The organism is Enterobacter sp. SES19, assembly GCF_011765665.1.
Lineage (GTDB): Bacteria > Pseudomonadota > Gammaproteobacteria > Enterobacterales > Enterobacteriaceae > Enterobacter > Enterobacter pseudoroggenkampii.
In genome coordinates, this window is the sequence record NZ_CP050320.1 from 1,576,298 (window position 1) to 1,597,316 (window position 21,019).

General features: G+C 56.9%; 14 protein-coding genes and 1 pseudogene. 10 read left to right on the forward strand and 5 right to left on the reverse strand.

What is annotated here, in order from left to right:
* Nucleotides 1–167 precede the first annotated feature (167 nt).
* The 3 genes and pseudogenes from clpS to GXP72_RS07450 all read left to right on the forward strand — a co-directional run bounded on the left by clpS (nt 168) and on the right by GXP72_RS07450 (nt 3,495).
* Nucleotides 168–488 carry an ATP-dependent Clp protease adapter ClpS gene (clpS, locus tag GXP72_RS07440; protein ID WP_006174393.1) on the forward strand — a complete coding sequence of 107 codons (321 nt, stop codon included), beginning with the start codon at nt 168–170 and terminating at the stop codon, nt 486–488.
* 27 nt (nt 489–515) lie between these two features.
* Nucleotides 516–2,795, forward strand: a complete 2,280-nt coding sequence (clpA, locus tag GXP72_RS07445) for an ATP-dependent Clp protease ATP-binding subunit ClpA (protein ID WP_023335109.1) — start codon at nt 516–518, stop codon at nt 2,793–2,795.
* A gap of 251 nt (nt 2,796–3,046) precedes the next feature.
* Nucleotides 3,047–3,495, forward strand: a pseudogene (locus tag GXP72_RS07450) (hypothetical protein).
* A gap of 71 nt (nt 3,496–3,566) precedes the next feature.
* On the opposite strand, the gene infA reads toward GXP72_RS07450, so the two are convergent.
* The 5 genes from infA to trxB form a co-directional block, all read right to left on the reverse strand.
* Nucleotides 3,567–3,785, reverse strand: coding sequence for a translation initiation factor IF-1 (gene infA / locus GXP72_RS07455; protein ID WP_002211347.1), 219 nt, complete (start codon nt 3,783–3,785; stop codon nt 3,567–3,569).
* A 284-nt stretch (nt 3,786–4,069) separates the two neighbouring features.
* Nucleotides 4,070–4,774: a leucyl/phenylalanyl-tRNA--protein transferase gene (gene aat / locus GXP72_RS07460; RefSeq protein WP_024907811.1), complete on the reverse strand. Its 705-nt coding sequence runs from the start codon at nt 4,772–4,774 to the stop codon at nt 4,070–4,072.
* 45 nt (nt 4,775–4,819) lie between these two features.
* Entirely contained in the window at nt 4,820–6,541 is a 1,722-nt protein-coding gene (gene cydC / locus GXP72_RS07465; protein ID WP_208763683.1) for a cysteine/glutathione ABC transporter ATP-binding protein/permease CydC, read from the reverse strand.
* Nucleotides 6,541–8,307: a cysteine/glutathione ABC transporter permease/ATP-binding protein CydD gene (cydD, locus tag GXP72_RS07470; RefSeq protein ID WP_208763684.1), complete on the reverse strand. Its 1,767-nt coding sequence runs from the start codon at nt 8,305–8,307 to the stop codon at nt 6,541–6,543. The genes cydC and cydD overlap by 1 nt, the downstream gene beginning before the upstream one ends.
* A gap of 114 nt (nt 8,308–8,421) precedes the next feature.
* Nucleotides 8,422–9,390, reverse strand: a complete 969-nt coding sequence (gene trxB, locus GXP72_RS07475) for a thioredoxin-disulfide reductase (RefSeq protein WP_024907808.1) — start codon at nt 9,388–9,390, stop codon at nt 8,422–8,424.
* Between the two features lie 545 nt (nt 9,391–9,935).
* Between trxB and lrp the strand changes: the two genes are divergently transcribed.
* The 7 genes from lrp to GXP72_RS07510 all read left to right on the forward strand — a co-directional run bounded on the left by lrp (nt 9,936) and on the right by GXP72_RS07510 (nt 21,019).
* Nucleotides 9,936–10,430 (forward strand): leucine-responsive transcriptional regulator Lrp, encoded by a 495-nt coding sequence (gene lrp, locus GXP72_RS07480; RefSeq protein ID WP_000228469.1) that lies wholly within the window; start codon nt 9,936–9,938, stop codon nt 10,428–10,430.
* 135 nt (nt 10,431–10,565) lie between these two features.
* Complete coding sequence (locus GXP72_RS07485) at nt 10,566–14,255, forward strand: DNA translocase FtsK 4TM domain-containing protein (RefSeq protein WP_208763685.1); 3,690 nt, start codon at nt 10,566–10,568, stop codon at nt 14,253–14,255.
* A gap of 128 nt (nt 14,256–14,383) precedes the next feature.
* Nucleotides 14,384–14,998, forward strand: a complete 615-nt coding sequence (gene lolA, locus GXP72_RS07490) for an outer membrane lipoprotein chaperone LolA (RefSeq protein WP_024907806.1) — start codon at nt 14,384–14,386, stop codon at nt 14,996–14,998.
* A gap of 9 nt (nt 14,999–15,007) precedes the next feature.
* Entirely contained in the window at nt 15,008–16,351 is a 1,344-nt protein-coding gene (rarA, locus tag GXP72_RS07495; RefSeq protein WP_029739490.1) for a replication-associated recombination protein RarA, read from the forward strand.
* Nucleotides 16,352–16,443: 92 nt separating this feature from the next.
* Nucleotides 16,444–17,736 (forward strand): serine--tRNA ligase, encoded by a 1,293-nt coding sequence (serS, locus tag GXP72_RS07500; RefSeq protein WP_208763686.1) that lies wholly within the window; start codon nt 16,444–16,446, stop codon nt 17,734–17,736.
* A gap of 210 nt (nt 17,737–17,946) precedes the next feature.
* Nucleotides 17,947–20,391, forward strand: a complete 2,445-nt coding sequence (gene dmsA, locus GXP72_RS07505) for a dimethylsulfoxide reductase subunit A (RefSeq protein WP_208763687.1) — start codon at nt 17,947–17,949, stop codon at nt 20,389–20,391.
* A 10-nt stretch (nt 20,392–20,401) separates the two neighbouring features.
* Complete coding sequence (locus GXP72_RS07510; protein WP_048990987.1) at nt 20,402–21,019, forward strand: DMSO/selenate family reductase complex B subunit; 618 nt, start codon at nt 20,402–20,404, stop codon at nt 21,017–21,019.

Below are 21,019 nucleotides of genomic sequence, written 5' to 3' on the forward strand. Positions count from 1 at the left end.
GAGAAACGAAAGAAGTCGTCAAGCGTTTGGCGCTGGAGATGGGACAATAATCAACCAAAGTTTGAAGCAGTTAACGCTATTGCAATAGTTTGTGACAGACATCGCGGATGACAGTAATAGATGATTGTTATCTAACATCTGAGGTAGATTCAAAGTGGTTATGCATAATGGGTAAGACCAACGATTGGCTGGATTTTGACCAGCTGGCGGAAGATAAAGTGCGCGACGCGCTAAAACCGCCATCTATGTATAAAGTTATGTTAATGAACGATGATTACACGCCGATGGAATTTGTTATTGACGTGCTACAAAAGTTCTTTTCTTATGATGTAGAACGTGCAACGCAACTGATGCTTACCGTTCATTATCGTGGCAAAGCTATCTGCGGCATCTTCACAGCCGAAGTGGCGGAAACCAAAGTAGCGATGGTGAACGACTATGCGAGGGAGAACGAGCATCCGTTGCTGTGTACGCTGGAAAAGGCCTGATAAGGCATAAAATTGGGGGAGGTGCCTATGCTCAATCAAGAACTGGAACTCAGTTTAAACATGGCTTTCGCCAGAGCGCGTGAGCACCGACATGAGTTTATGACCGTCGAGCATTTACTGCTCGCACTGCTTAGCAACCCATCTGCCCGCGAAGCGCTGGAAGCCTGCTCCGTGGATCTGGTGGCGCTACGTCAGGAACTCGAAGCCTTCATCGAACAAACCACACCGGTGCTGCCAGCCAGTGAAGAAGAGCGCGACACGCAGCCGACGCTCAGCTTCCAGCGCGTGCTGCAGCGCGCGGTTTTCCACGTCCAGTCTTCCGGACGTAGCGAAGTGACTGGCGCAAACGTCTTAGTCGCCATCTTCAGCGAGCAGGAGTCACAGGCTGCCTACCTGCTGCGTAAACACGAAGTCAGCCGCCTCGACGTTGTTAACTTTATTTCTCACGGAACGCGCAAAGACGAGCCTAACCAGGCATCGGACTCCAGCAATCAGGTCAATAACAATGAAGAGCAAGCAGGCGGGGAGGATCGTATGGAAAACTTCACCACCAACCTTAACCAGCTTGCTCGCGTTGGCGGTATCGACCCGCTGATTGGTCGCGATAAAGAGCTGGAGCGCGCGATCCAGGTGCTGTGCCGTCGCCGCAAGAACAACCCGCTGCTGGTGGGGGAATCAGGCGTGGGTAAAACCGCGATTGCCGAAGGTCTTGCCTGGCGCATTGTGCAGGGCGACGTGCCGGAAGTGATTGCCGACTGCACCATCTACTCGCTGGATATCGGCTCGCTGCTGGCGGGCACCAAATACCGCGGTGATTTTGAAAAACGCTTCAAGGCGCTGTTAAAACAGCTGGAGCAGGACACCAACAGCATCCTCTTTATCGATGAGATCCACACCATAATCGGCGCAGGTGCGGCCTCCGGTGGCCAGGTGGATGCGGCTAACCTGATCAAACCGCTGCTCTCCAGCGGCAAGATCCGCGTGATTGGCTCCACGACCTACCAGGAGTTCAGCAACATCTTTGAGAAAGACCGTGCGCTGGCGCGCCGCTTTCAGAAAATCGACGTGACCGAACCGTCCGTCGAGGAAACGGTGCAGATCATCAACGGCCTGAAGCCGAAGTACGAAGCGCACCACGACGTGCGTTACACCGCGAAGGCGGTCCGTGCGGCGGTGGAGCTGGCGGTGAAATACATCAACGATCGTCATCTGCCTGATAAGGCGATAGACGTGATTGACGAGGCAGGGGCGCGTGCGCGTCTGATGCCGGCCAGCAAGCGTAAGAAAACCGTTAACGTGGCGGATATTGAGTCCGTGGTGGCCCGCATCGCGCGTATCCCTGAGAAGAGCGTTTCTCAGAGCGACCGCGACACGCTGCGCACCCTCGGCAATCGCCTGAAAATGCTGGTCTTTGGTCAGGATAAAGCCATTGAGGCCTTAACCGAAGCGATCAAGATGGCCCGCGCCGGACTGGGGCATGACCACAAGCCTGTCGGTTCCTTCCTGTTCGCTGGTCCGACTGGCGTGGGGAAAACCGAGGTGACGGTTCAGCTCTCCAAAGCGCTGGGCATTGAGCTGCTGCGCTTTGATATGTCCGAGTATATGGAGCGTCACACCGTCAGCCGTTTGATTGGTGCGCCTCCGGGCTACGTGGGCTTTGACCAGGGCGGCCTGCTCACCGACGCGGTGATCAAGCATCCGCACGCGGTTCTGCTGCTCGATGAAATCGAGAAGGCGCACCCGGACGTGTTCAACATCCTGCTGCAGGTGATGGACAACGGGACGCTGACCGACAACAACGGGCGCAAGGCGGACTTCCGCAACGTGGTGCTGGTGATGACCACCAACGCCGGGGTGCGTGAAACCGAGCGTAAATCCATCGGCCTGATCCACCAGGACAACAGCACCGATGCGATGGAGGAGATCAAGAAGATCTTCACGCCGGAGTTCCGTAACCGTCTGGACAACATTATCTGGTTCGATCACCTGTCTACCGACGTGATCCATCAGGTAGTGGACAAGTTCATCGTCGAGCTGCAGGTTCAGCTGGATCAGAAAGGCGTGTCGCTGGAAGTGAGCCAGGAGGCCCGCAACTGGCTGGCCGAAAAAGGCTACGACCGTGCGATGGGGGCCCGTCCGATGGCGCGCGTGATTCAGGACAACCTGAAGAAACCGCTGGCGAACGAGCTGCTGTTTGGCTCGCTGGTGGACGGCGGCCAGGTGACCGTGGCGCTGGACCAGGCGAAGAACGAACTGACGTACGATTTCCAGAGTGCGGCGAAGCACAAGCCGGAAGCGGCTCACTGAGTTGAAAGATAAAAGCAAAACGGCAACTTCGGTTGCCGTTTTTTTTGTTTTCTCCCTCTCCCCGTGGGAGAGGGCCGGGGTGAGGGCAACAGGCCGCAGAGGAATTTTGCGAGGCGCTTTCCAGTTTCTTTCGAAGTTAGTTGCTGGATAAATACACAGTAATAAAATAGCGGCGCACCTGCAAAATCAGGTGCCGGGATTGGCGTCCTGAAAGTGTGCACAAACAATCTTACGTGCATAAAGGATCACATATGACTGATATTAATAATTTCGCCCAACTTTACAGCGAACTCTCCCTCAACCCCGATCTCCCCACCCTCGCCGAGCGCTGCAAACTGCTCACCGAAATCCTCCTCGACTGCAAATCACTCCCTCAAACGCAGCCGTATGCCGTTGCCTGGGGGCTTATCTGGAAGAGGTGAAAACCGGCCTCACGGAATCCATGCGTGATTTTCAGATACTGGAATTTGAGGAAGAAGCGGCACAGCCGCGACAAAAAGAGTGGCTGCTGGAAGATACAAAAACGAAATGTGACTACTGCCGGGCGTTAAACCACGTGCTGCTGGTGTCGCATTTTGACCGCGATATGCTGCCGCATCTTACGGGATTACTTCACGACATGGCGCATTCTATGGCAGGAGATTTAATCGCTCCTGTACAACCATGGATGACAATACATCTTCCGACGCAGCAACACTAAAGCCATAAATAAAAAAGGCCGGGATAATCCCGACCTTTTAAATATTCATCTGCCATTACAGGCGAAAACAATTAGCGACTACGGAAGACAATGCGGCCTTTGCTCAGGTCGTACGGGGTCAGTTCAACAGTCACTTTGTCGCCCGTCAAAATGCGGATGTAGTTTTTGCGCATTTTACCGGAGATGTGCGCAGTTACCACGTGACCGTTTTCCAGCTCTACGCGAAACATGGTATTAGGTAACGTATCAAGTACGGTACCCTGCATTTCAATATTGTCTTCTTTGGCCATCTAATCCTCTGGGGTATCACTACCAAGTTTTGAACCGGCAAGATAATGCCGAAATTCATCAATTAAGTAAAGAATTGCGCGATTAAAACGCAGCAAAACAGTTTCGGCGCATTGCCCAAGCGTCACGGTACAACCGAACAGGAAGCGCATTCGTAAAGGGGAGACGACAGGATAAACGTCAGGACGTTATCTGAAGCGAGGGTCCCAAACGGCGGCGGGGCAACAGGCAGAAGCTACTCTGCGGCGTAATTATAACACCCTCACAAAAAATATGCGGAAAACATTTAGGCATTGGGCATAAAGAGCGTTCTCGGTATCCAGAAGTCGCGCGGGAGCTTCTCCTGACGGCTGGCATCAAGCTGTTCGATGTACTGGCGTCGCGGGATTTCAATAGCACCCAGGGAGGCCGTGTGCTCGTTGAGCACCTGACAATCGATCAGGCGTCCGCCGCGCTGGGCAAACGCCTGGCAGAAGACCAGCAGTGCGGTTTTCGAGGCGTTAACCGCACGAGAGAACATCGACTCGCCGCAGAACAGCGTCCCCTGCGCCACGCCGTACATGCCGCCGACGAGTGCTCCGCCTTCCCACACCTCGATGGAGTGGGCGTAGCCAAGCTCATGGAGCTGGTGGTAGGCGGTAATGATATCGCGGGTTATCCATGTCCCTTCATAACGGTCTTCAGCACAGCCTTCAATGACCTGACCAAAGGCGTGGTTGAGGGTGACGCGGTAAGGTGATTTCGCATGGAAACGCTTCATGCTGCGGCTCAGGTGAAACTGCCCTGGCCACAGCACGGCACGCGGATCGGGAGACCACCATAAAATCGGATCGCCGGGGGAAAACCAGGGGAATATTCCGCGCTGGTACGCCATTAATAGTCGAGCGGGACTGAGGTCACCGCCAAGGGCCAGCAGCCCGTTGGGCTCACGCAGCGCCCCTTCCGGAGAAGGGAACGCGATGTTATGACGAGAAAGCTGGACCAGGCGCATGACAGCAAAACTCCAGTACGCGAGTGAGGACGCTACAAATATAGTCTACAGACGCTGTTTAAACTGGTAGTAGCGACCCTGTTTCGCCAACAGCTCTGCGTGACTACCTTGCTCAATAATGTGTCCGTTGTCCATCACAATTATCCGATCAAAACTCGCCAGTCCGCGCAGGCGGTGCGTGACCATCAGCACGGTTTTACCGGTCATGACATTGGCCAGCAAATCAAGGATTTGGCTCTCGGTCGTGGCATCCAGCCCTTCGGTGGGCTCGTCAAGCAGCATTAGCGGCGCATCGTGCAGCAGCGCGCGCGCAATCGCCAGACGGCGCAGTTCACCGCCGGAGAGTTGACGACCGCCTTCGCCCAGCCAGCTGTTCAATCCCTCGTCCTCAAGCAGCTTATGCAGACCGACCTGTTCCAGCATGGCGCGAAGCGCATCATCCGTGGCCACTGGCGCGGCCAGCAGCAGGTTATCGCGCAGCGTGGCGCTAAACAGATGCACGCGCTGTGGAACGACGCTCACTGTCTTGCGCAGGGCCTGCTCGCTGAAATCAGTTAGCAACGTATTATTAAAACGAATCTGACCGCGCTGCGGATCCCAGGCGCGGGTCAGCAGCTGCAGCAGCGTCGATTTACCGCAGCCGGTACGGCCGAGGATCGCAATCCGCTGTCCTGCATTAACTGACAGATTGATACCGTCCAGCGCGTTCTGCGCCTGTTTGTCGTAGGCGAAAGTGACCTCTTCCAGCGTCAGCGCAACCTGCTCTGGAACAGCGGTTTGCCCGGCACTGAACGTAACTTCAGGCTCCTGCTCCGCAATCTGGGTGATGCGCAGGGCAGAGGCGATGACCTGACCCAGATGCTGGAAGGCGCCCGTCACCGGGGCCAGCGCTTCAAACGCCGCCAGCGCGCAGAAGACGAAAAGGGCAATAAGCGGACCCGGCTGTGGATTCCCCCCGACATCGCCGGAGGCCAGCCACAGCATGGCTATCACCGCCACGCCGCCGATCAGCATCATCAGCGCCTGAGAGAAGGCCGTCAGCTCCGACTGGCGGCGCTGGGCTTCATGCCAGTTCAGCTCCGTACTTTCCATCCGCGCGCGGTAGCGCTTGCTGGCACCAAAAATGGTCAGCTCAGCCTGCCCCTGAAGCCAGGCGGTCAGCTGCTGACGGTAGTCCCCGCGCAGACGCGTCAGGTTTTCCCCGGTGGATTTCCCGGCGCGGTAAAACAGCGGCGGCAAAATGATGAGCGTCAGCAGCATGATCCCGCCCAGCGTCAGCGCCACGGGAACATCCAGAACAGACAGCCCCAGCGTGACCACCACAATCACCACAAATGCGCCCACGATCGGGGAGATCACGCGCAGGTACAGGTGATCCAGCGTGTCGACATCCGCAACGACACGGTTGAGTAGCTCACCCTGACGAAAACGCGCCAGCCCGGCAGGGGAGAGGGGCAGCAGTTTGCTAAAGGTATAGATACGCAGGTGCTGCAGCACGCGGAAAGTGGCGTCGTGACTGACCAGCCGTTCGAAATAGCGTCCGGCAGTACGGGTGATGGCGGTACCGCGAACCCCGGCAGCCGGAAGCATGTAATTGAAGCTGTATAATCCGGCGAACCCCGCGACGGCCGAGGCCGACAGGAACCAGCCGGAAAGCGTGAGCAGGCCGATGCTGGCGAGCAGCGTGACAATGGCCAGCACAATCCCCAGCGTCAGCATCCATTTGTGGCGTTTATAGAGCGCAAGATAAGGCAGCAGAGCACGCATCAGATGTCCTCCTGACGGTTCGACAGCAGGGCGGCAAACGGTCCCTGCGCGGCAACGAGAGAGGCGTAATCGCCTTGCTCAACAATACGGCCGTTCTCCATGACCCAGATCTGGTCCCAGTCGGCAATGCCTTCCAGCTGATGGGTGACCATCAGGGTAGTTTGCTGCCGGGAGGCGGCGTTCAGGGCTTCCATTACGCGCTGCTCGCTGTGGGCATCCAGGCTGGCGGCGGGCTCATCCAGCAGCATCAGCTGGCAAGGATTCAACAACGCGCGGGCAACGGCCACACGCTGCGCCTGCCCGACCGACAGCCCGGCGGACTGGTCACCGACCACGGTATCTACCCCTTGCGGGAGCAGCGGCAGAAACTCGCTGACCCAGGCGCGGTCGAGAACCGATTGCAGTTCATCTTCACGCGCATCCGGGCGCGCCAGCAGGACGTTTTCACGCAGCGTAGCGGCGGGAAGCTGCGGGTTTTGGCCCACCCAGCTGAGCTGTTTACGCCAGGCGCCAGGATCGAGGTTACGCAGTTCGGTTCTGTTGATCCGCAGTGAACCCGTATAGGCCATAAATCCGGATAGCGCATTCAGCAGAGAACTTTTCCCGGAACCGCTGGTGCCGACGAGCACCACGCGTTGTCCGGCAGGTAAGGTAAAGTTCAGCGGACCCGCAAGCACTTTGCCTTCGGGTGACAGAATGGAAAAGTCCTGCGCTTCGATGGTCACGGGCTCTTTAGCATTCAGCGTCACGTCACCGCGCTCCGGGTGTGCCAGCGGCGTTTCCAGGAACGTTTTCAGGCTATCGGCTGCGCCAACCGCCTGGGCTTTGGCGTGATAGAAGGTCCCCAGATCGCGAAGCGGCTGGAAAAACTCCGGGGCCAGGATCAGCGCCAGGAACCCGGCAGAAAGGGTCACCGCCGTGCCGTAATGGCCGAAATCCAGCGCGCCGAGGTAGGAGAACCCGAAGTAGACCGCCACGAGGGCAATCGACAGAGAGGTAAAGAATTCCAGTACGCCGGAAGACAAGAAGGCGAGGCGTAACACTTCCATGGTGCGCTGACGGAAGTCCTGTGACGCCTGGCGAATGTTTTCGGTTTCCGCTTCACCGCGGCCAAAAATGCGTAACGTCTCCATGCCGCGCAGACGATCGAGGAAATGGCCGCTCAGGCGACCCAGTGCCAGGAAGTTACGGCGGTTGGCATCCGCAGCCCCCATCCCGACCAGCGCCATAAACAGTGGGATCAGCGGGGCGGTGCCCATCAGAATCAGCGCAGCCATCCAGTTCACCGGGAAGATGGCGATCACGATCAGCAGCGGAACGAAGACGGCAAGGGCCATCTGCGGCAGATAGCGCGCATAGTAGTCGTGCATATCGTCAATCTGCTCAAGGATCAGCGTCGCCCAGCTACCGGCTGGTTTACCCTGGATCCACGCGGGCCCGGCTTCCTGAAGCCTGTCGAGCACCTGACGGCGGATCTCGTAGCGGATGTGCTGTCCGGCGTGAAAACCGACCCGCTCACGCAGCCACACCACCCATGCGCGCAGGATAAAAATCAGGATCAGGACAATAAAGGGCAGCAGGAGCGCTTCGCGTGGAATGTTCTCCATGATCATGTGATTAAGAATGCGGGCCAGCAGCCATGCCTGGGCAACAATCAACAGGCCGCTAACGAATCCCAGGAGACGGGAGATCGTAAGCCAGCGGCGGGAAATAACGCTTTGCTGTTTCAGCCAGCGTGTTAACTCTTGTTGACGGGTTTTTTCCATTGCGTACTTTGCAGGTGACGTTATTAGAAATTGGGCAGCGCAATGTTACAACGGGGAGACAATAAAGGCGACTTATCGCCGCCTTTATTTACGTTTGTTACTGACTTGTAAAGATTATTTACCTTGTTCAGCCAGCCCATCGAGGTAGCGTTCAGCGTCCAGCGCGGCCATACAGCCGGTACCCGCAGAGGTGATCGCCTGACGGTAAATATGGTCCATCACGTCGCCGGCCGCGAACACGCCCGGGATGCTGGTCTGGGTCGCGTTACCGTGAATGCCGGACTGCACTTTGATGTAGCCATTTTCCAGCTCCAGCTGACCGTCGAAGATCGCGGTGTTCGGGCTGTGACCGATCGCCACAAACAGACCCGCCACTTCCAGCGTTTCGACGTTATCGGTGTTCTGGGTATCACGGATACGCAGACCGGCAACGCCCATCTGGTCGCCCGTCACCTCTTCCAGGGTACGGTTGGTGTGCAGCACGATGTTGCCGCTTGCCACTTTATCCATCAGACGTTTGATCAGGATCTTCTCCGCGCGGAAGGTGTCGCGACGGTGGATCAGATGCACCTCAGAGGCAATGTTCGCCAGGTAGAGCGCTTCTTCTACGGCGGTGTTGCCGCCGCCGATGACCGCGACTTTCTGATTGCGGTAGAAGAAACCGTCGCAGGTGGCGCAGGCAGAAACGCCGCGGCCTTTGAACGCTTCTTCGGATGGCAGACCGAGGTAACGGGCAGAGGCGCCGGTGGCGATGATCAGCGCGTCACAGGTGTATTCGCCGCTGTCGCCCGTCAGGCGGAACGGACGGTTCTGCAGATCGACCTTATTGATATGATCGAACAAAATTTCGGTTTCGAATTTAGCAGCATGCTCGTGCATACGCTCCATCAGCAGCGGCCCGGTCAGGTCGTTCGGGTCCCCTGGCCAGTTTTCCACTTCGGTGGTGGTGGTCAGCTGACCGCCTTTTTCCATGCCGGTGATGAGTACCGGGTGCAGGTTAGCGCGTGCAGCATAGACCGCCGCGGTATATCCCGCAGGTCCAGAACCAAGGATTAGCAGCTTACTGTGTTTGGCCGTGCCCATGAGATCCCCATTGTTGTTGGCAGACATTTGGCTGGATTGTAGGGAATTTGTTGTCGTAAAAAAAGAGCGCAGCAATTTTGATATCAATCTGTGTAATAGCCACGGACGATGAATAGCGCGCGATAACATCACGCTTTCTCCTGAAAACCGGTCGTTTGTAAGGCAATAAAATGAGGATTAATACCCTGCCGCAATGAATATCCGGCATGTTGTACTAAAAAACGATGTTTTGCTTTGACAATCCCCTGCGCTTTTGCGAAAACATTCAAGGAAGAAGAAAAAACCGTGTTAACCGTATGCCGCATAGGCATGCACGTAAATGCCATTTTTACCGGGTCAGTGAAATCTACGCATGGCGTGGACAGACGCCATACGTGATGTCGGTGACTGCCTTCGGGCAACGGTCTTCTTACCAACAGAACCCGAATCCGCATCGCGTCTAATACATAATCAGGCGATGTGATGACTAACGGGTACAGGCTCTGAACAGTGATGTGCACAGGGTCCAGGCAGGAGTAGGGAAGGAATACAGAGAGACAATAATAATGGTAGATAGCAAGAAGCGCCCTGGCAAAGATCTCGACCGTATCGATCGTAACATTCTTAATGAATTGCAAAAGGATGGGCGTATTTCCAACGTCGAGCTTTCAAAACGTGTGGGACTTTCCCCGACGCCGTGCCTTGAGCGTGTGCGTCGACTGGAAAGACAGGGTTTCATTCAGGGCTATACGGCTCTGCTGAACCCGCATTATCTGGATGCCTCACTTCTGGTATTTGTTGAGATTACTCTGAATCGTGGTGCGCCGGATGTGTTTGAGCAATTTAACGCCGCTGTACAGAAACTTGAAGAAATTCAAGAGTGTCACCTGGTATCCGGTGATTTCGACTACCTGTTGAAAACCCGTGTGCCTGATATGTCCGCCTACCGTAAGCTGCTGGGTGAAACCCTGCTGCGTCTGCCAGGCGTGAACGACACCCGTACCTATGTGGTGATGGAAGAGGTCAAACAGAGCAATCGTCTGGTTATTAAGACGCGCTAACACGGAACAGGTGCAAAATCAGCGTAGTTTGATTACACTCCTGTTAATCCATACAGCAACAGTGCCGGGGAGTCCCGGCACTGTTGTCCGTTTTAGCAAACAGGCAGGATATGCCTGATACCTGGAGAGCCTTTCTTGAGCCAGGAATACACTGAAGACAAAGAAGTCACACTATCGAAGCTAAGCAGCGGACGTCGTCTCCTCGAGGCTTTGCTGATTGTTATTGCCCTTTTTGCCGTCTGGCTGATGGCAGCCTTACTCAGTTTCAACCCCTCGGATCCCAGCTGGTCACAAACTGCATGGCATGAGCCTATCCATAATTTAGGCGGTGTCCCCGGTGCCTGGCTTGCGGACACGCTGTTTTTCATTTTCGGTGTGATGGCCTATACCCTTCCCGTCATTATCATTGGCGGATGCTGGTTTGCGTGGCGTCATCGTCAGAACGATGATTACATCGACTATTTCGCCGTGTCGCTGCGCCTGATTGGCGCGCTGGCGCTGATCCTCACCTCGTGCGGGCTGGCAGCGATTAATGCGGATGATATCTGGTACTTCGCCTCTGGCGGGGTGATCGGCAGTTTGTTGAGCTCTGCGCTACAACCGATGCTGCACAGCAGCGGCGGCACGCTCGCATTGCTCTGCATCTGGGCGGCCGGGCTGACATTGTTTACCGGCTGGTCCTGGGTGAGCATTGCCGAGAAAATCGGCAGTTTTATCCTCACTATTCTGACCTTCGCCAGCAACCGTACCCGTCGTGACGATACGTGGGTTGATGAAGACGAGTACGAAGAGGAAGAGGAAGATGACGCGCCTGTGCAGCGTCGCGAGTCTCGTCGTGCGCGTATCCTGCGCGGCGCGCTGGCGCGTCGTCAGCGTGTTGCTGAGAAATTTGCCAACCCGCTTGGCCGTAAAACCGATGCGGCGCTCTTCTCCGGTAAACGCATGGATGAAGACGAGCAGGTGGCGTATCGCGCGGCGGGTGTCGCCGTCGATCCTGACGATGTGCTCTTCTCCGGCAGCCGGGCCATGCCGGGTGACTTCGACGAATACGATCCGCTGTTAAATGGCCACTCGGTTACCGAGCCGGTTGCGGCAGCAGCAGCCGCGACGACCGCTGCGCAGGCGTATGCCGCGCCGGTCGACGCTGTGATGCCATCCGCGCCGGTTTCGCCGCCGGAATCCGTTATTCAGCAGCCGCAGGTTGACTGGCAGACTGCGCCCGGTGTTCACACGCCGGAGCCCGTTATCGCGCCTGAACCTGAAAGCTACGTCCCTGTTCAGCAGGAGCAGTGGCAGCAGCCTTATCAGCCGCCGCAGCCTGCGTATGAACCGCAAAATTACCCGCACGATGAACAGCCGGTGGCCCAACCTTATCAGGAGTATGTGCCTGAACCGGTTGAACCTGTGCAGCCTTATGTTGAGCCGCAGCCTGAACCTGAAATCGTGGAAGAGGTGAAGCCCGCCCGTCCACCGCTGTACTATTTCGAAGAAGTCGAAGAGCGACGTGCGCGTGAACGCGAGCAGCTGGCGGCCTGGTACCAGCCGGTGCCTGAACCGGTGCAGGAGCCGGTGACGAAAGCGCCTTCTGTTTCCGTTCCACCGATCGACCCGACGCCTGCAGTCGCACCCGTAGCGGAAAGCGTGAAGCAGGCTACCGCGGCCGCTGCCGCAGCTGCACCTGTCTTTAGTCTGGCAACAGGGGGCGCGCCACGTCCTCAGGTGAAGGAGGGGATTGGTCCGCAACTGCCTCGCCCTAACCGCGTTCGCGTTCCAACCCGCCGAGAGCTTGCCTCTTATGGTATCAAGCTGCCTTCCCAGCGTATGGCTGAAGAGAAAGCGCGCGAGCCTGACTACGAAGATGACGCCGATGAAATGCAGCAGGACGAGCTGGCCCGCCAGTTCGCTGCGCAGCAGAATCAGCGCTACGGTGAAGAATACCAGCACGATGAACCGGTGCTGGAAGATGAAGAGGACGCGGCAGAAGCAGAACTGGCGCGCCAGTTTGCCGCCACCCAGCAGCAGCGCTATTCCGGTGAGCAACCGGCGGGTGCAAACCCGTTCTCGCTGTCTGATTTTGAATTTTCGCCGATGAAGGATCTGGTGGATGATGGCCCGAGCGAGCCTTTATTTACCCCGAGCGTGATGCCGGAAGCAGCGCCTCTGCGCCAGCAGCCAGCACCACAGACATACTCGCAGCCTCAACAACCTGTTCAGCAGCCGTATGCTCAACCGCAGCAGGCACCACAGCCGCCGCAGTTCCAGCAGCCTGCGCCTCAGCCGCAGGAGAGCCTGATTCACCCGCTGCTGATGCGTAACGGTGACAGCCGTCCGCTGCAGCGTCCAAGCACGCCGCTGCCGTCTCTGGATCTGTTAACGCCGCCGCCGTCAGAAGTGGAACCGGTCGATACCTTCGCGCTCGAACAAATGGCGCGTCTGGTCGAAGCCCGTCTGGCTGACTTCCGCATCAAGGCGGACGTGGTGAACTACTCGCCGGGTCCTGTTATCACCCGTTTTGAACTGAATCTGGCGCCTGGCGTTAAAGCCGCGCGCATTTCCAACCTGTCCCGCGACCTGGCGCGTTCTCTGTCGACCGTGGCGGTACGTGTGGTGGAAGTGATTCCGGGCAAACCTTACGTTGGCCTTGAGCTGCCGAACAAGAAACGTCAGACCGTCTACCTGCGTGAAGTGCTGGATAACACCAAATTCCGCGATAACCCATCTCCGCTGACCGTGGTGCTGGGTAAAGATATCGCGGGCGATCCGGTGGTGGCGGATCTCGCGAAAATGCCTCACCTGCTGGTCGCGGGTACTACCGGTTCCGGTAAGTCTGTCGGTGTGAACGCCATGATCCTCAGCATGCTGTATAAAGCGCAGCCGGAAGATGTGCGTTTCATCATGATCGACCCGAAAATGCTCGAACTGTCGGTCTATGAAGGCATCCCGCATCTGCTGACCGAAGTTGTGACCGACATGAAAGATGCTGCCAACGCCCTGCGCTGGAGCGTCAATGAGATGGAACGCCGCTACAAGCTGATGTCTGCGCTGGGCGTGCGTAACCTGGCCGGTTATAACGAGAAAATCGCCCAGGCGGTGCGCATGGGACGTCCGATTCCGGATCCTTACTGGAAACCGGGTGACAGCATGGATGCCCAGCATCCGGTGCTCGAAAAACTGCCTTATATCGTCGTGCTGGTCGATGAATTCGCTGACCTGATGATGACCGTCGGTAAGAAAGTGGAAGAGTTGATTGCCCGTCTGGCGCAGAAAGCGCGTGCGGCCGGTATTCACCTTGTGCTGGCGACCCAGCGTCCTTCTGTGGACGTTATTACCGGCCTTATCAAAGCGAACATTCCGACGCGTATCGCCTTTACCGTATCAAGTAAAATTGACTCCCGTACCATTCTTGACCAGGGCGGTGCAGAGTCGCTGCTGGGTATGGGTGACATGCTCTATTCCGGCCCGAACTCCACCTCTCCGGTGCGTGTCCACGGTGCGTTCGTCCGCGATGAGGAAGTTCACGCCGTCGTCCAGGACTGGAAAGCGCGCGGTCGTCCACAATATGTTGACGGCATTACCAGCGATACGGAAAGCGAAGGCGGCGGCGGTGGCTTCGACGGCGGCGAAGAGCTGGATCCGTTATTCGATCAGGCGGTTAGCTTCGTTACCGAAAAACGCAAAGCTTCCATCTCTGGGGTGCAGCGTCAGTTCCGCATCGGCTATAACCGCGCGGCGCGTATCATCGAGCAGATGGAAGCGCAGGGCATTGTGAGCGAGCAGGGGCATAACGGTAACCGCGAGGTGCTGGCACCGCCGCCGTTTGATTAACCTTCAGCGATTGCAAAGAAGGGTAAATCAGCCAAAATTAAGCATTTTCTTCTGTCGCCTGCCTTCGGGCAGGTCCAGAATAGAAGACGGAAACCCCATATCGGGAAGACGTATTTTAAGGAATAACAATGAAAAAAATCGCCATCGCCTGTGCATTACTCACCAGTTTTGTCGCCAGCAGCGTCTGGGCTGATGCCGCCAGCGACCTTAAAAGCCGACTGGATAAAGTAAGCAGCTTCCACGCCAGCTTCACGCAAAAAGTGACTGACGGCAGCGGCAACGCGGTGCAGGAAGGCCAGGGAGATTTGTGGGTAAAACGCCCGAATCTGTTCAACTGGCACATGACCCAGCCGGATGAGAGCATCCTGGTGTCTGACGGCAAAACCTTATGGTTCTTCAACCCGTTCGTTGAGCAGGCTACGGCGACCTGGCTGAAGGATGCCACCAGCAATACGCCGTTTATGCTGATTGCCCGTAACCAGGCCAGCGACTGGCAGCAGTATAATATTAAACAGACGGGTGACGAGTTTGTCCTGACGCCGAAAGGCAGCAACGGCAACCTGAAGCAGTTCACCATTAACGTAAGCACCAACGGTACCATTAATCAGTTCGGCGCGGTTGAGCAGGACGATCAGCGCAGCAGCTACCAGCTTAAATCTCAGCAGAACGGCGCCGTTGATGCATCGAAATTCACCTTTACCCCGCCGAAGGGCGTAACGGTGGACGACCAACGCAATAAGTAAGAGGCGTGAGTGGGCAATCTGTCGCTCGATTTTTCAGATAACGCGTTTCAACCTCTGGCCGCTCGCATGCGGCCAGAAAATTTAGCGCAGTACATCGGCCAGCAACACCTGCTGGCTGCCGGTAAGCCATTGCCGCGCGCCATTGAGGCCGGGCATCTTCACTCCATGATCCTCTGGGGGCCCCCTGGCACCGGCAAGACCACGCTTGCAGAAGTGATCGCCCGTTATGCCAACGCGGACGTCGAACGTATCTCGGCGGTCACCTCCGGCGTGAAAGAGATCCGTGAGGCGATCGAGCGTGCGCGGCAGAACCGCAATGCCGGGCGGCGCACCATCCTCTTCGTGGACGAAGTCCACCGCTTCAACAAGAGCCAGCAGGATGCCTTCCTGCCGCATATTGAAGACGGCACGATCTTCTTCATCGGCGCGACCACCGAAAACCCGTCGTTTGAGCTGAACTCGGCGCTGCTTTCCCGCGCGCGCGTTTACCTGCTCAAATCGCTGACCACAGAGGATATCGAAAAGGTTCTCACCCAGGCGATGGACGACAAAGCGCGGGGCTACGGCGGGCAGGATATCGTTCTGCCTGACGACACGCGTCGTGCGATTGCCGAGCTGGTCAACGGCGATGCGCGTCGGGCGCTGAATACGCTGGAAATGATGGCCGATATGGCCGAAGTCGACGATGCCGGAAAGCGGGTGCTGAAGCAGGAGCTGCTCACCGAAATTGCCGGGGAGCGCAGCGCGCGTTTCGATAACAAAGGCGACCGTTTTTACGACCTGATCTCGGCGCTGCATAAGTCCGTGCGCGGCAGCGCGCCGGATGCGGCGCTTTACTGGTACGCGCGCATTATCACTGCGGGCGGCGATCCGTTATACGTCGCGCGTCGCTGCCTGGCGATTGCGTCAGAAGATGTCGGCAATGCCGATCCTCGCGCCATGCAGGTCGCGCTTTCGGCCTGGGACTGCTTCACCCGCGTTGGACCCGCGGAAGGCGAACGTGCCATAGCGCAGGCGATTGTCTATCTGGCCTGCGCGCCGAAAAGCAATGCGGTTTATACCGCCTTCAAAGCGGCGATGTCCGACGCGCGCGAACGGCCGGACTACGATGTGCCGGTTCACCTGCGTAACGCGCCGACCAAGCTGATGAAAGAGATGGGTTACGGGCAGGAGTATCGCTACGCTCACGACGAACCCAATGCCTACGCTGCCGGGGAGGAATATTTCCCGCAGGAGATGGCACAAACGCGCTATTATCACCCCACAAACAGAGGTCTTGAGGGCAAGATTGGTGAAAAGCTCACCTGGCTCGCCGGACAGGATCAAAATAGCCCTATAAAACGCTACCGTTAGTTCAATCGTTGCGGTAATGTTGGCAATGTATCCTTGTGGCCGCAGGCTGTGGTCACATTTTCCTATTTTAATTCGATAAGCACAGGATAAGCATGCTCGATCCCAATCTGCTGCGTAATGAGCCAGACGCAGTCGCTGAAAAACTGGCACGCCGGGGCTTTAAGCTGGATGTAGATAAGCTGCGCGCTCTTGAAGAGCGTCGTAAAGTTCTGCAGGTACAAACTGAAAATCTGCAGGCAGAGCGTAACTCTCGATCGAAATCCATCGGCCAGGCGAAAGCGCGCGGGGTAGATATTGAGCCATTACGCCTGGAAGTGAACAAACTGGGTGAAGAACTGGATCAGGCGAAAGCTGAGCTGGACGTTCTTCAGGCCGAGATTCGTGATATTGCCCTGGCTATCCCGAATATTCCTGACGACAGCGTGCCTGTCGGCAAAGATGAAAACGACAACGTTGAAGTGAAACGCTGGGGCACGCCTCGTGAGTTTGACTTCGAGGTACGCGATCACGTGACGCTGGGCGAAATGCACGCGGGCCTGGATTTTGCGGCAGCGGTTAAGCTGACCGGCTCTCGCTTCGTGGTGATGAAAGGCCAGATTGCCCATCTGCACCGTGCGCTGGCGCAGTTCATGCTGGATCTGCACACCGAGCAGCATGGCTACAGCGAAACCTACGTGCCGTATCTGGTCAACCACGATACGCTGTACGGTACGGGCCAGCTGCCTAAATTTGCTGGCGATCTGTTCCACACCCGTCCGCTGGACGAGGAAGCCGACAGCAGCAACTACGCGCTGATCCCAACCGCGGAGGTGCCGCTGACTAACCTCGTGCGTGATGAGATCATCGACGAAGACGACCTGCCAATCAAACTGACGGCGCACTCTCCGTGCTTCCGTTCTGAAGCCGGTTCTTACGGTCGCGACACGCGCGGTCTGATCCGTATGCACCAGTTCGACAAAGTTGAGATGGTGCAGATCGTCCGTCCTGAAGAATCCATGGACGCGCTGGAAGAGATGACCGGCCACGCTGAGAAAGTGCTGGAGCTGCTGGGTCTGCCGTACCGTCGTATGGCGCTGTGCACCGGTGATATGGGCTTTGGCGCCTGCAAAACCTTCGACCTGGAAGTGTGGGTTCCTGCGCAGAACACCTACCGTGAAATCTCCTCCTGCTCTAACGTCTGGGATTTCCAGGCGCGCCGCATGCAGGCTCGCTGCCGCAGCAAATCTGACAAGAAAACCCGTCTGGTGCATACCCTGAACGGTTCTGGCCTGGCTGTAGGCCGTACGCTGGTTGCCGTGCTGGAAAACTACCAGCAGGCAGACGGTCGTATTGAGATCCCTGAAGTGCTGCGTCCATACATGAAAGGCCAGCAGTACATCGGCTAATATTTGTCTTAAAACAAAAAAGCGCCTCAGGGCGCTTTTTTTATGCCTTTGATTTGATACGAAGCAATAACCTCTCCCTCTAAAGTAGTAATACTCCTCCGAATGAAAGTCAGCACAAAAAGCTGATAACGAAGATATTCGTTATATATAAAACTACATAGCGGTATGCGCCGCCTCTCTTTTCTTTGTGAGCAACCAAAGTGAGTCTCTATGAAAATCAACGCGCCTGAAGCATTAATGGCTGCCGAGGTCACTCGCCGTGGGTTGATGAAAACCACGGCCATAGGCGGCCTGGCCGTAGCCAGCAGTGCCTTCACGCTCCCCTTTACCCGACTGGCGTCGGCGGCAGAGGCTCTGTCCCCGGCCACTGCCCCGGAAAAAGTGGTGTGGAGTGCCTGTACCGTAAACTGCGGTAGCCGTTGTCCGCTACGTATGCATGTGGTGGATGGTGAAATTAAATATGTCGAAACCGACAATACCGGGGACGATAACTACGAAGGGTTACATCAGGTCCGTGCCTGCCTGCGTGGTCGCTCCATGCGTCGTCGTGTCTATAATCCGGACCGCCTGAAATACCCGATGAAGCGCGTCGGTAAGCGCGGGGAAGGGAAGTTCGAGCGAATTAGCTGGGACGAAGCCTACGACATCATCGCCACCAACATGCAGCGTTTGATTAAAGAGTACGGTAACGAATCTATCTACCTGAACTACGGTACCGGGACGCTTGGCGGCACGCTGACCCGCTCCTGGCCACCGGGAAAAACGCTGGTGGCGCGCCTGATGAACTGCTGCGGCGGTTATCTCAATCACTATGGTGACTACTCTTCGGCGCAGATCGCTGCTGGCCTGAACTACACCTATGGCGGCTGGGCGGACGGCAACAGCCCGTCTGATATCGAAAACAGTAAGCTGGTCGTCCTGTTTGGTAACAATCCGGGCGAAACCCGCATGAGCGGCGGCGGGGTGACCTACTACCTCGAACAGGCCCGCGCTAAATCCAATGCCCGCATGATCATCATCGATCCGCGCTATACCGACACCGGTGCCGGACGCGAAGATGAGTGGATCCCCATTCGTCCGGGTACCGATGCGGCGCTGGTCTCCGCCCTGGCGTGGGTGATGATCACAGAGAACCTTGTCGATCAGTCTTTCCTGGATAAATACTGCGTCGGCTATGACGAGAAAACCCTGCCCGCCAGCGCGCCGGCAAACGGTCACTACAAGGCGTATATCCTCGGTCAGGGCAGCGATGGTGTAGCAAAAACGCCGGAATGGGCGTCCACCATCACCGGCATCCCGCCAGAGCGTATCGTTCAGCTGGCGCGTGAGATTGGCTCAGCCAAACCGGCCTATATCAGCCAGGGCTGGGGGCCGCAGCGTCATGCGAACGGTGAAATCGCGACACGTGCCATCTCCATGCTTTCCATTCTGACCGGCAACGTAGGCATTCACGGCGGTAACACCGGCGCGCGTGAAGGCTCATATGAAGTGCCGTTCGAACGTATGCCGACGCTGGATAACCCGGTTCAGACCAGCATCTCCATGTTTATGTGGACCGATGCGATCGAACGGGGTCCGGAAATGACCGCCCTGCGCGACGGCGTACGCGGCAAAGACAAGCTGGACGTGCCGATCAAGATGATCTGGAACTATGCCGGTAACTGTCTCATCAACCAGCATTCAGAAATCAACCGCACTCATGAAATCCTGCAGGATGACAAGAAGTGCGAGATGATTGTAGTGATCGACTGCCACATGACCTCCTCGGCGAAATATGCCGATATCCTGCTACCGGACTGCACCGCCTCTGAGCAGATGGATTTCGCGCTGGACGCCTCCTGCGGCAACATGTCCTACGTGATCTTTACTGACCAGGCGATTAAACCGCGCTTCGAGTGCAAAACCATCTATGAGATGACCTCTGAGCTGGCGAAACGTCTTGGCGTTGAGCAGCAGTTTACCGAGGGACGTACTCAGGAAGGGTGGATGCGTCATCTGCATGAACTCTCCCGTAAAGCGATCCCTGAACTGCCGGACTTCGACACCTTCCGCAAGCAGGGTATGTACAAACAGCGCGATCCGGAAGGGCATCACGTAGCGTATAAAGCGTTCCGTGAAGATCCTCAGGCGAACCCGTTGACCACGCCGTCGGGCAAAATCGAAATCTACTCCGAAGAGCTGGCAAAAATCGCGTCGACCTGGGAGCTGCCGGAAGGAGACGTTATCGATCCGCTGCCGATCTACACGCCAGGTTTCGAAAACTACAACGATCCGCTGACGGCGAAATTCCCGCTGCAGCTGACCGGTTTCCACTACAAAGCGCGCGTGCACTCCACCTACGGCAACGTCGACGTGCTGAAAGCCGCCTGCCGTCAGGAGATGTGGATCAACCCGATGGATGCTAAAGCACGCGGCATCAGCAATGGCGATCGCGTACGCATCTTCAACGGTCGCGGCGAGGTGCACATTGAGGCCAAAGTGACGCCGCGCATGATGCCAGGCGTGGTGGCGCTGGGGGAAGGGGCCTGGTACAGCCCTGATGCCAACCGCATCGACCAGGCGGGCAGTATTAACGTGCTGACCACGCAGCGTCCGTCGCCGCTGGCGAAGGGCAACCCATCCCACACAAACCTTGTCCAGGTTGAAAAGGTTTAAGGAGTAGCCGATGACAACCCAGTATGGATTTTTTATTGATTCCAGCCGTTGCACCGGGTGCAAAACCTGCGAGCTGGCCTGTAAAGATTACAAAGACCTGACCCCGGACGTCAGCTTCCGCCGCATTTACGAATACGCCGGTGGCGACTGGCAGGAAGATAACGGCGTCTGGCATCAGAACGTCTTTGCGTATTACCTGTCGATTGCCTGTAACCACTGTGAAGATCCGGCCTGCACCAAGGTCTGCCCGAGCGGGGCGATGCACAAGCGTGAAGACGGTTTTGTGGTGGTGGACGAAGATGTCTGCATCGGCTGTCGGTACTGTCATATGGCCTGCCCGTACGGCGCGCCGCAGTACAACGCCGCCAAGGGCCATATGACCAAATGCGACGGTTGCCACACCCGCGTGGCGGATGGCAAAAAGCCGATTTGCGTCGAGTCCTGTCCGCTGCGCGCGCTGGACTTTGGTACCATTGAAGAGCTGCGTCAAAAACATGGTCAGCTTGCCGCCGTGGCGCCGCTGCCGTCTGCGCACTTCACGAAGCCGAGTATTGTGATTAAACCTAACGCCAACAGCCGTCCTACAGGTGACACCACCGGCTACCTGGCAAATCCGAAGGAGGTGTGA

Excerpts from the sequence above, each read along its gene's own strand:
- clpS (WP_006174393.1), top strand. The coding sequence starts at position 168 with ATGGGTAAGACCAACGATTGGCTGGATTTTGACCAGCTGGCGGAAGAT.
- cydC (WP_208763683.1), bottom strand. The coding sequence starts at position 6,541 with ATGCGTGCTCTGCTGCCTTATCTTGCGCTCTATAAACGCCACAAATGG.
- cydD (WP_208763684.1), bottom strand. The coding sequence starts at position 8,307 with ATGGAAAAAACCCGTCAACAAGAGTTAACACGCTGGCTGAAACAGCAA.
- trxB (WP_024907808.1), bottom strand. The coding sequence starts at position 9,390 with ATGGGCACGGCCAAACACAGTAAGCTGCTAATCCTTGGTTCTGGACCT.
- dmsA (WP_208763687.1), top strand. The coding sequence starts at position 17,947 with ATGAAAATCAACGCGCCTGAAGCATTAATGGCTGCCGAGGTCACTCGC.
- aat (WP_024907811.1), bottom strand. The coding sequence starts at position 4,774 with ATGCGCCTGGTCCAGCTTTCTCGTCATAACATCGCGTTCCCTTCTCCG.
- lrp (WP_000228469.1), top strand. The coding sequence starts at position 9,936 with ATGGTAGATAGCAAGAAGCGCCCTGGCAAAGATCTCGACCGTATCGAT.
- infA (WP_002211347.1), bottom strand. The coding sequence starts at position 3,785 with ATGGCCAAAGAAGACAATATTGAAATGCAGGGTACCGTACTTGATACG.
- lolA (WP_024907806.1), top strand. The coding sequence starts at position 14,384 with ATGAAAAAAATCGCCATCGCCTGTGCATTACTCACCAGTTTTGTCGCC.
- clpA (WP_023335109.1), top strand. The coding sequence starts at position 516 with ATGCTCAATCAAGAACTGGAACTCAGTTTAAACATGGCTTTCGCCAGA.
- serS (WP_208763686.1), top strand. The coding sequence starts at position 16,444 with ATGCTCGATCCCAATCTGCTGCGTAATGAGCCAGACGCAGTCGCTGAA.
- GXP72_RS07510 (WP_048990987.1), top strand. The coding sequence starts at position 20,402 with ATGACAACCCAGTATGGATTTTTTATTGATTCCAGCCGTTGCACCGGG.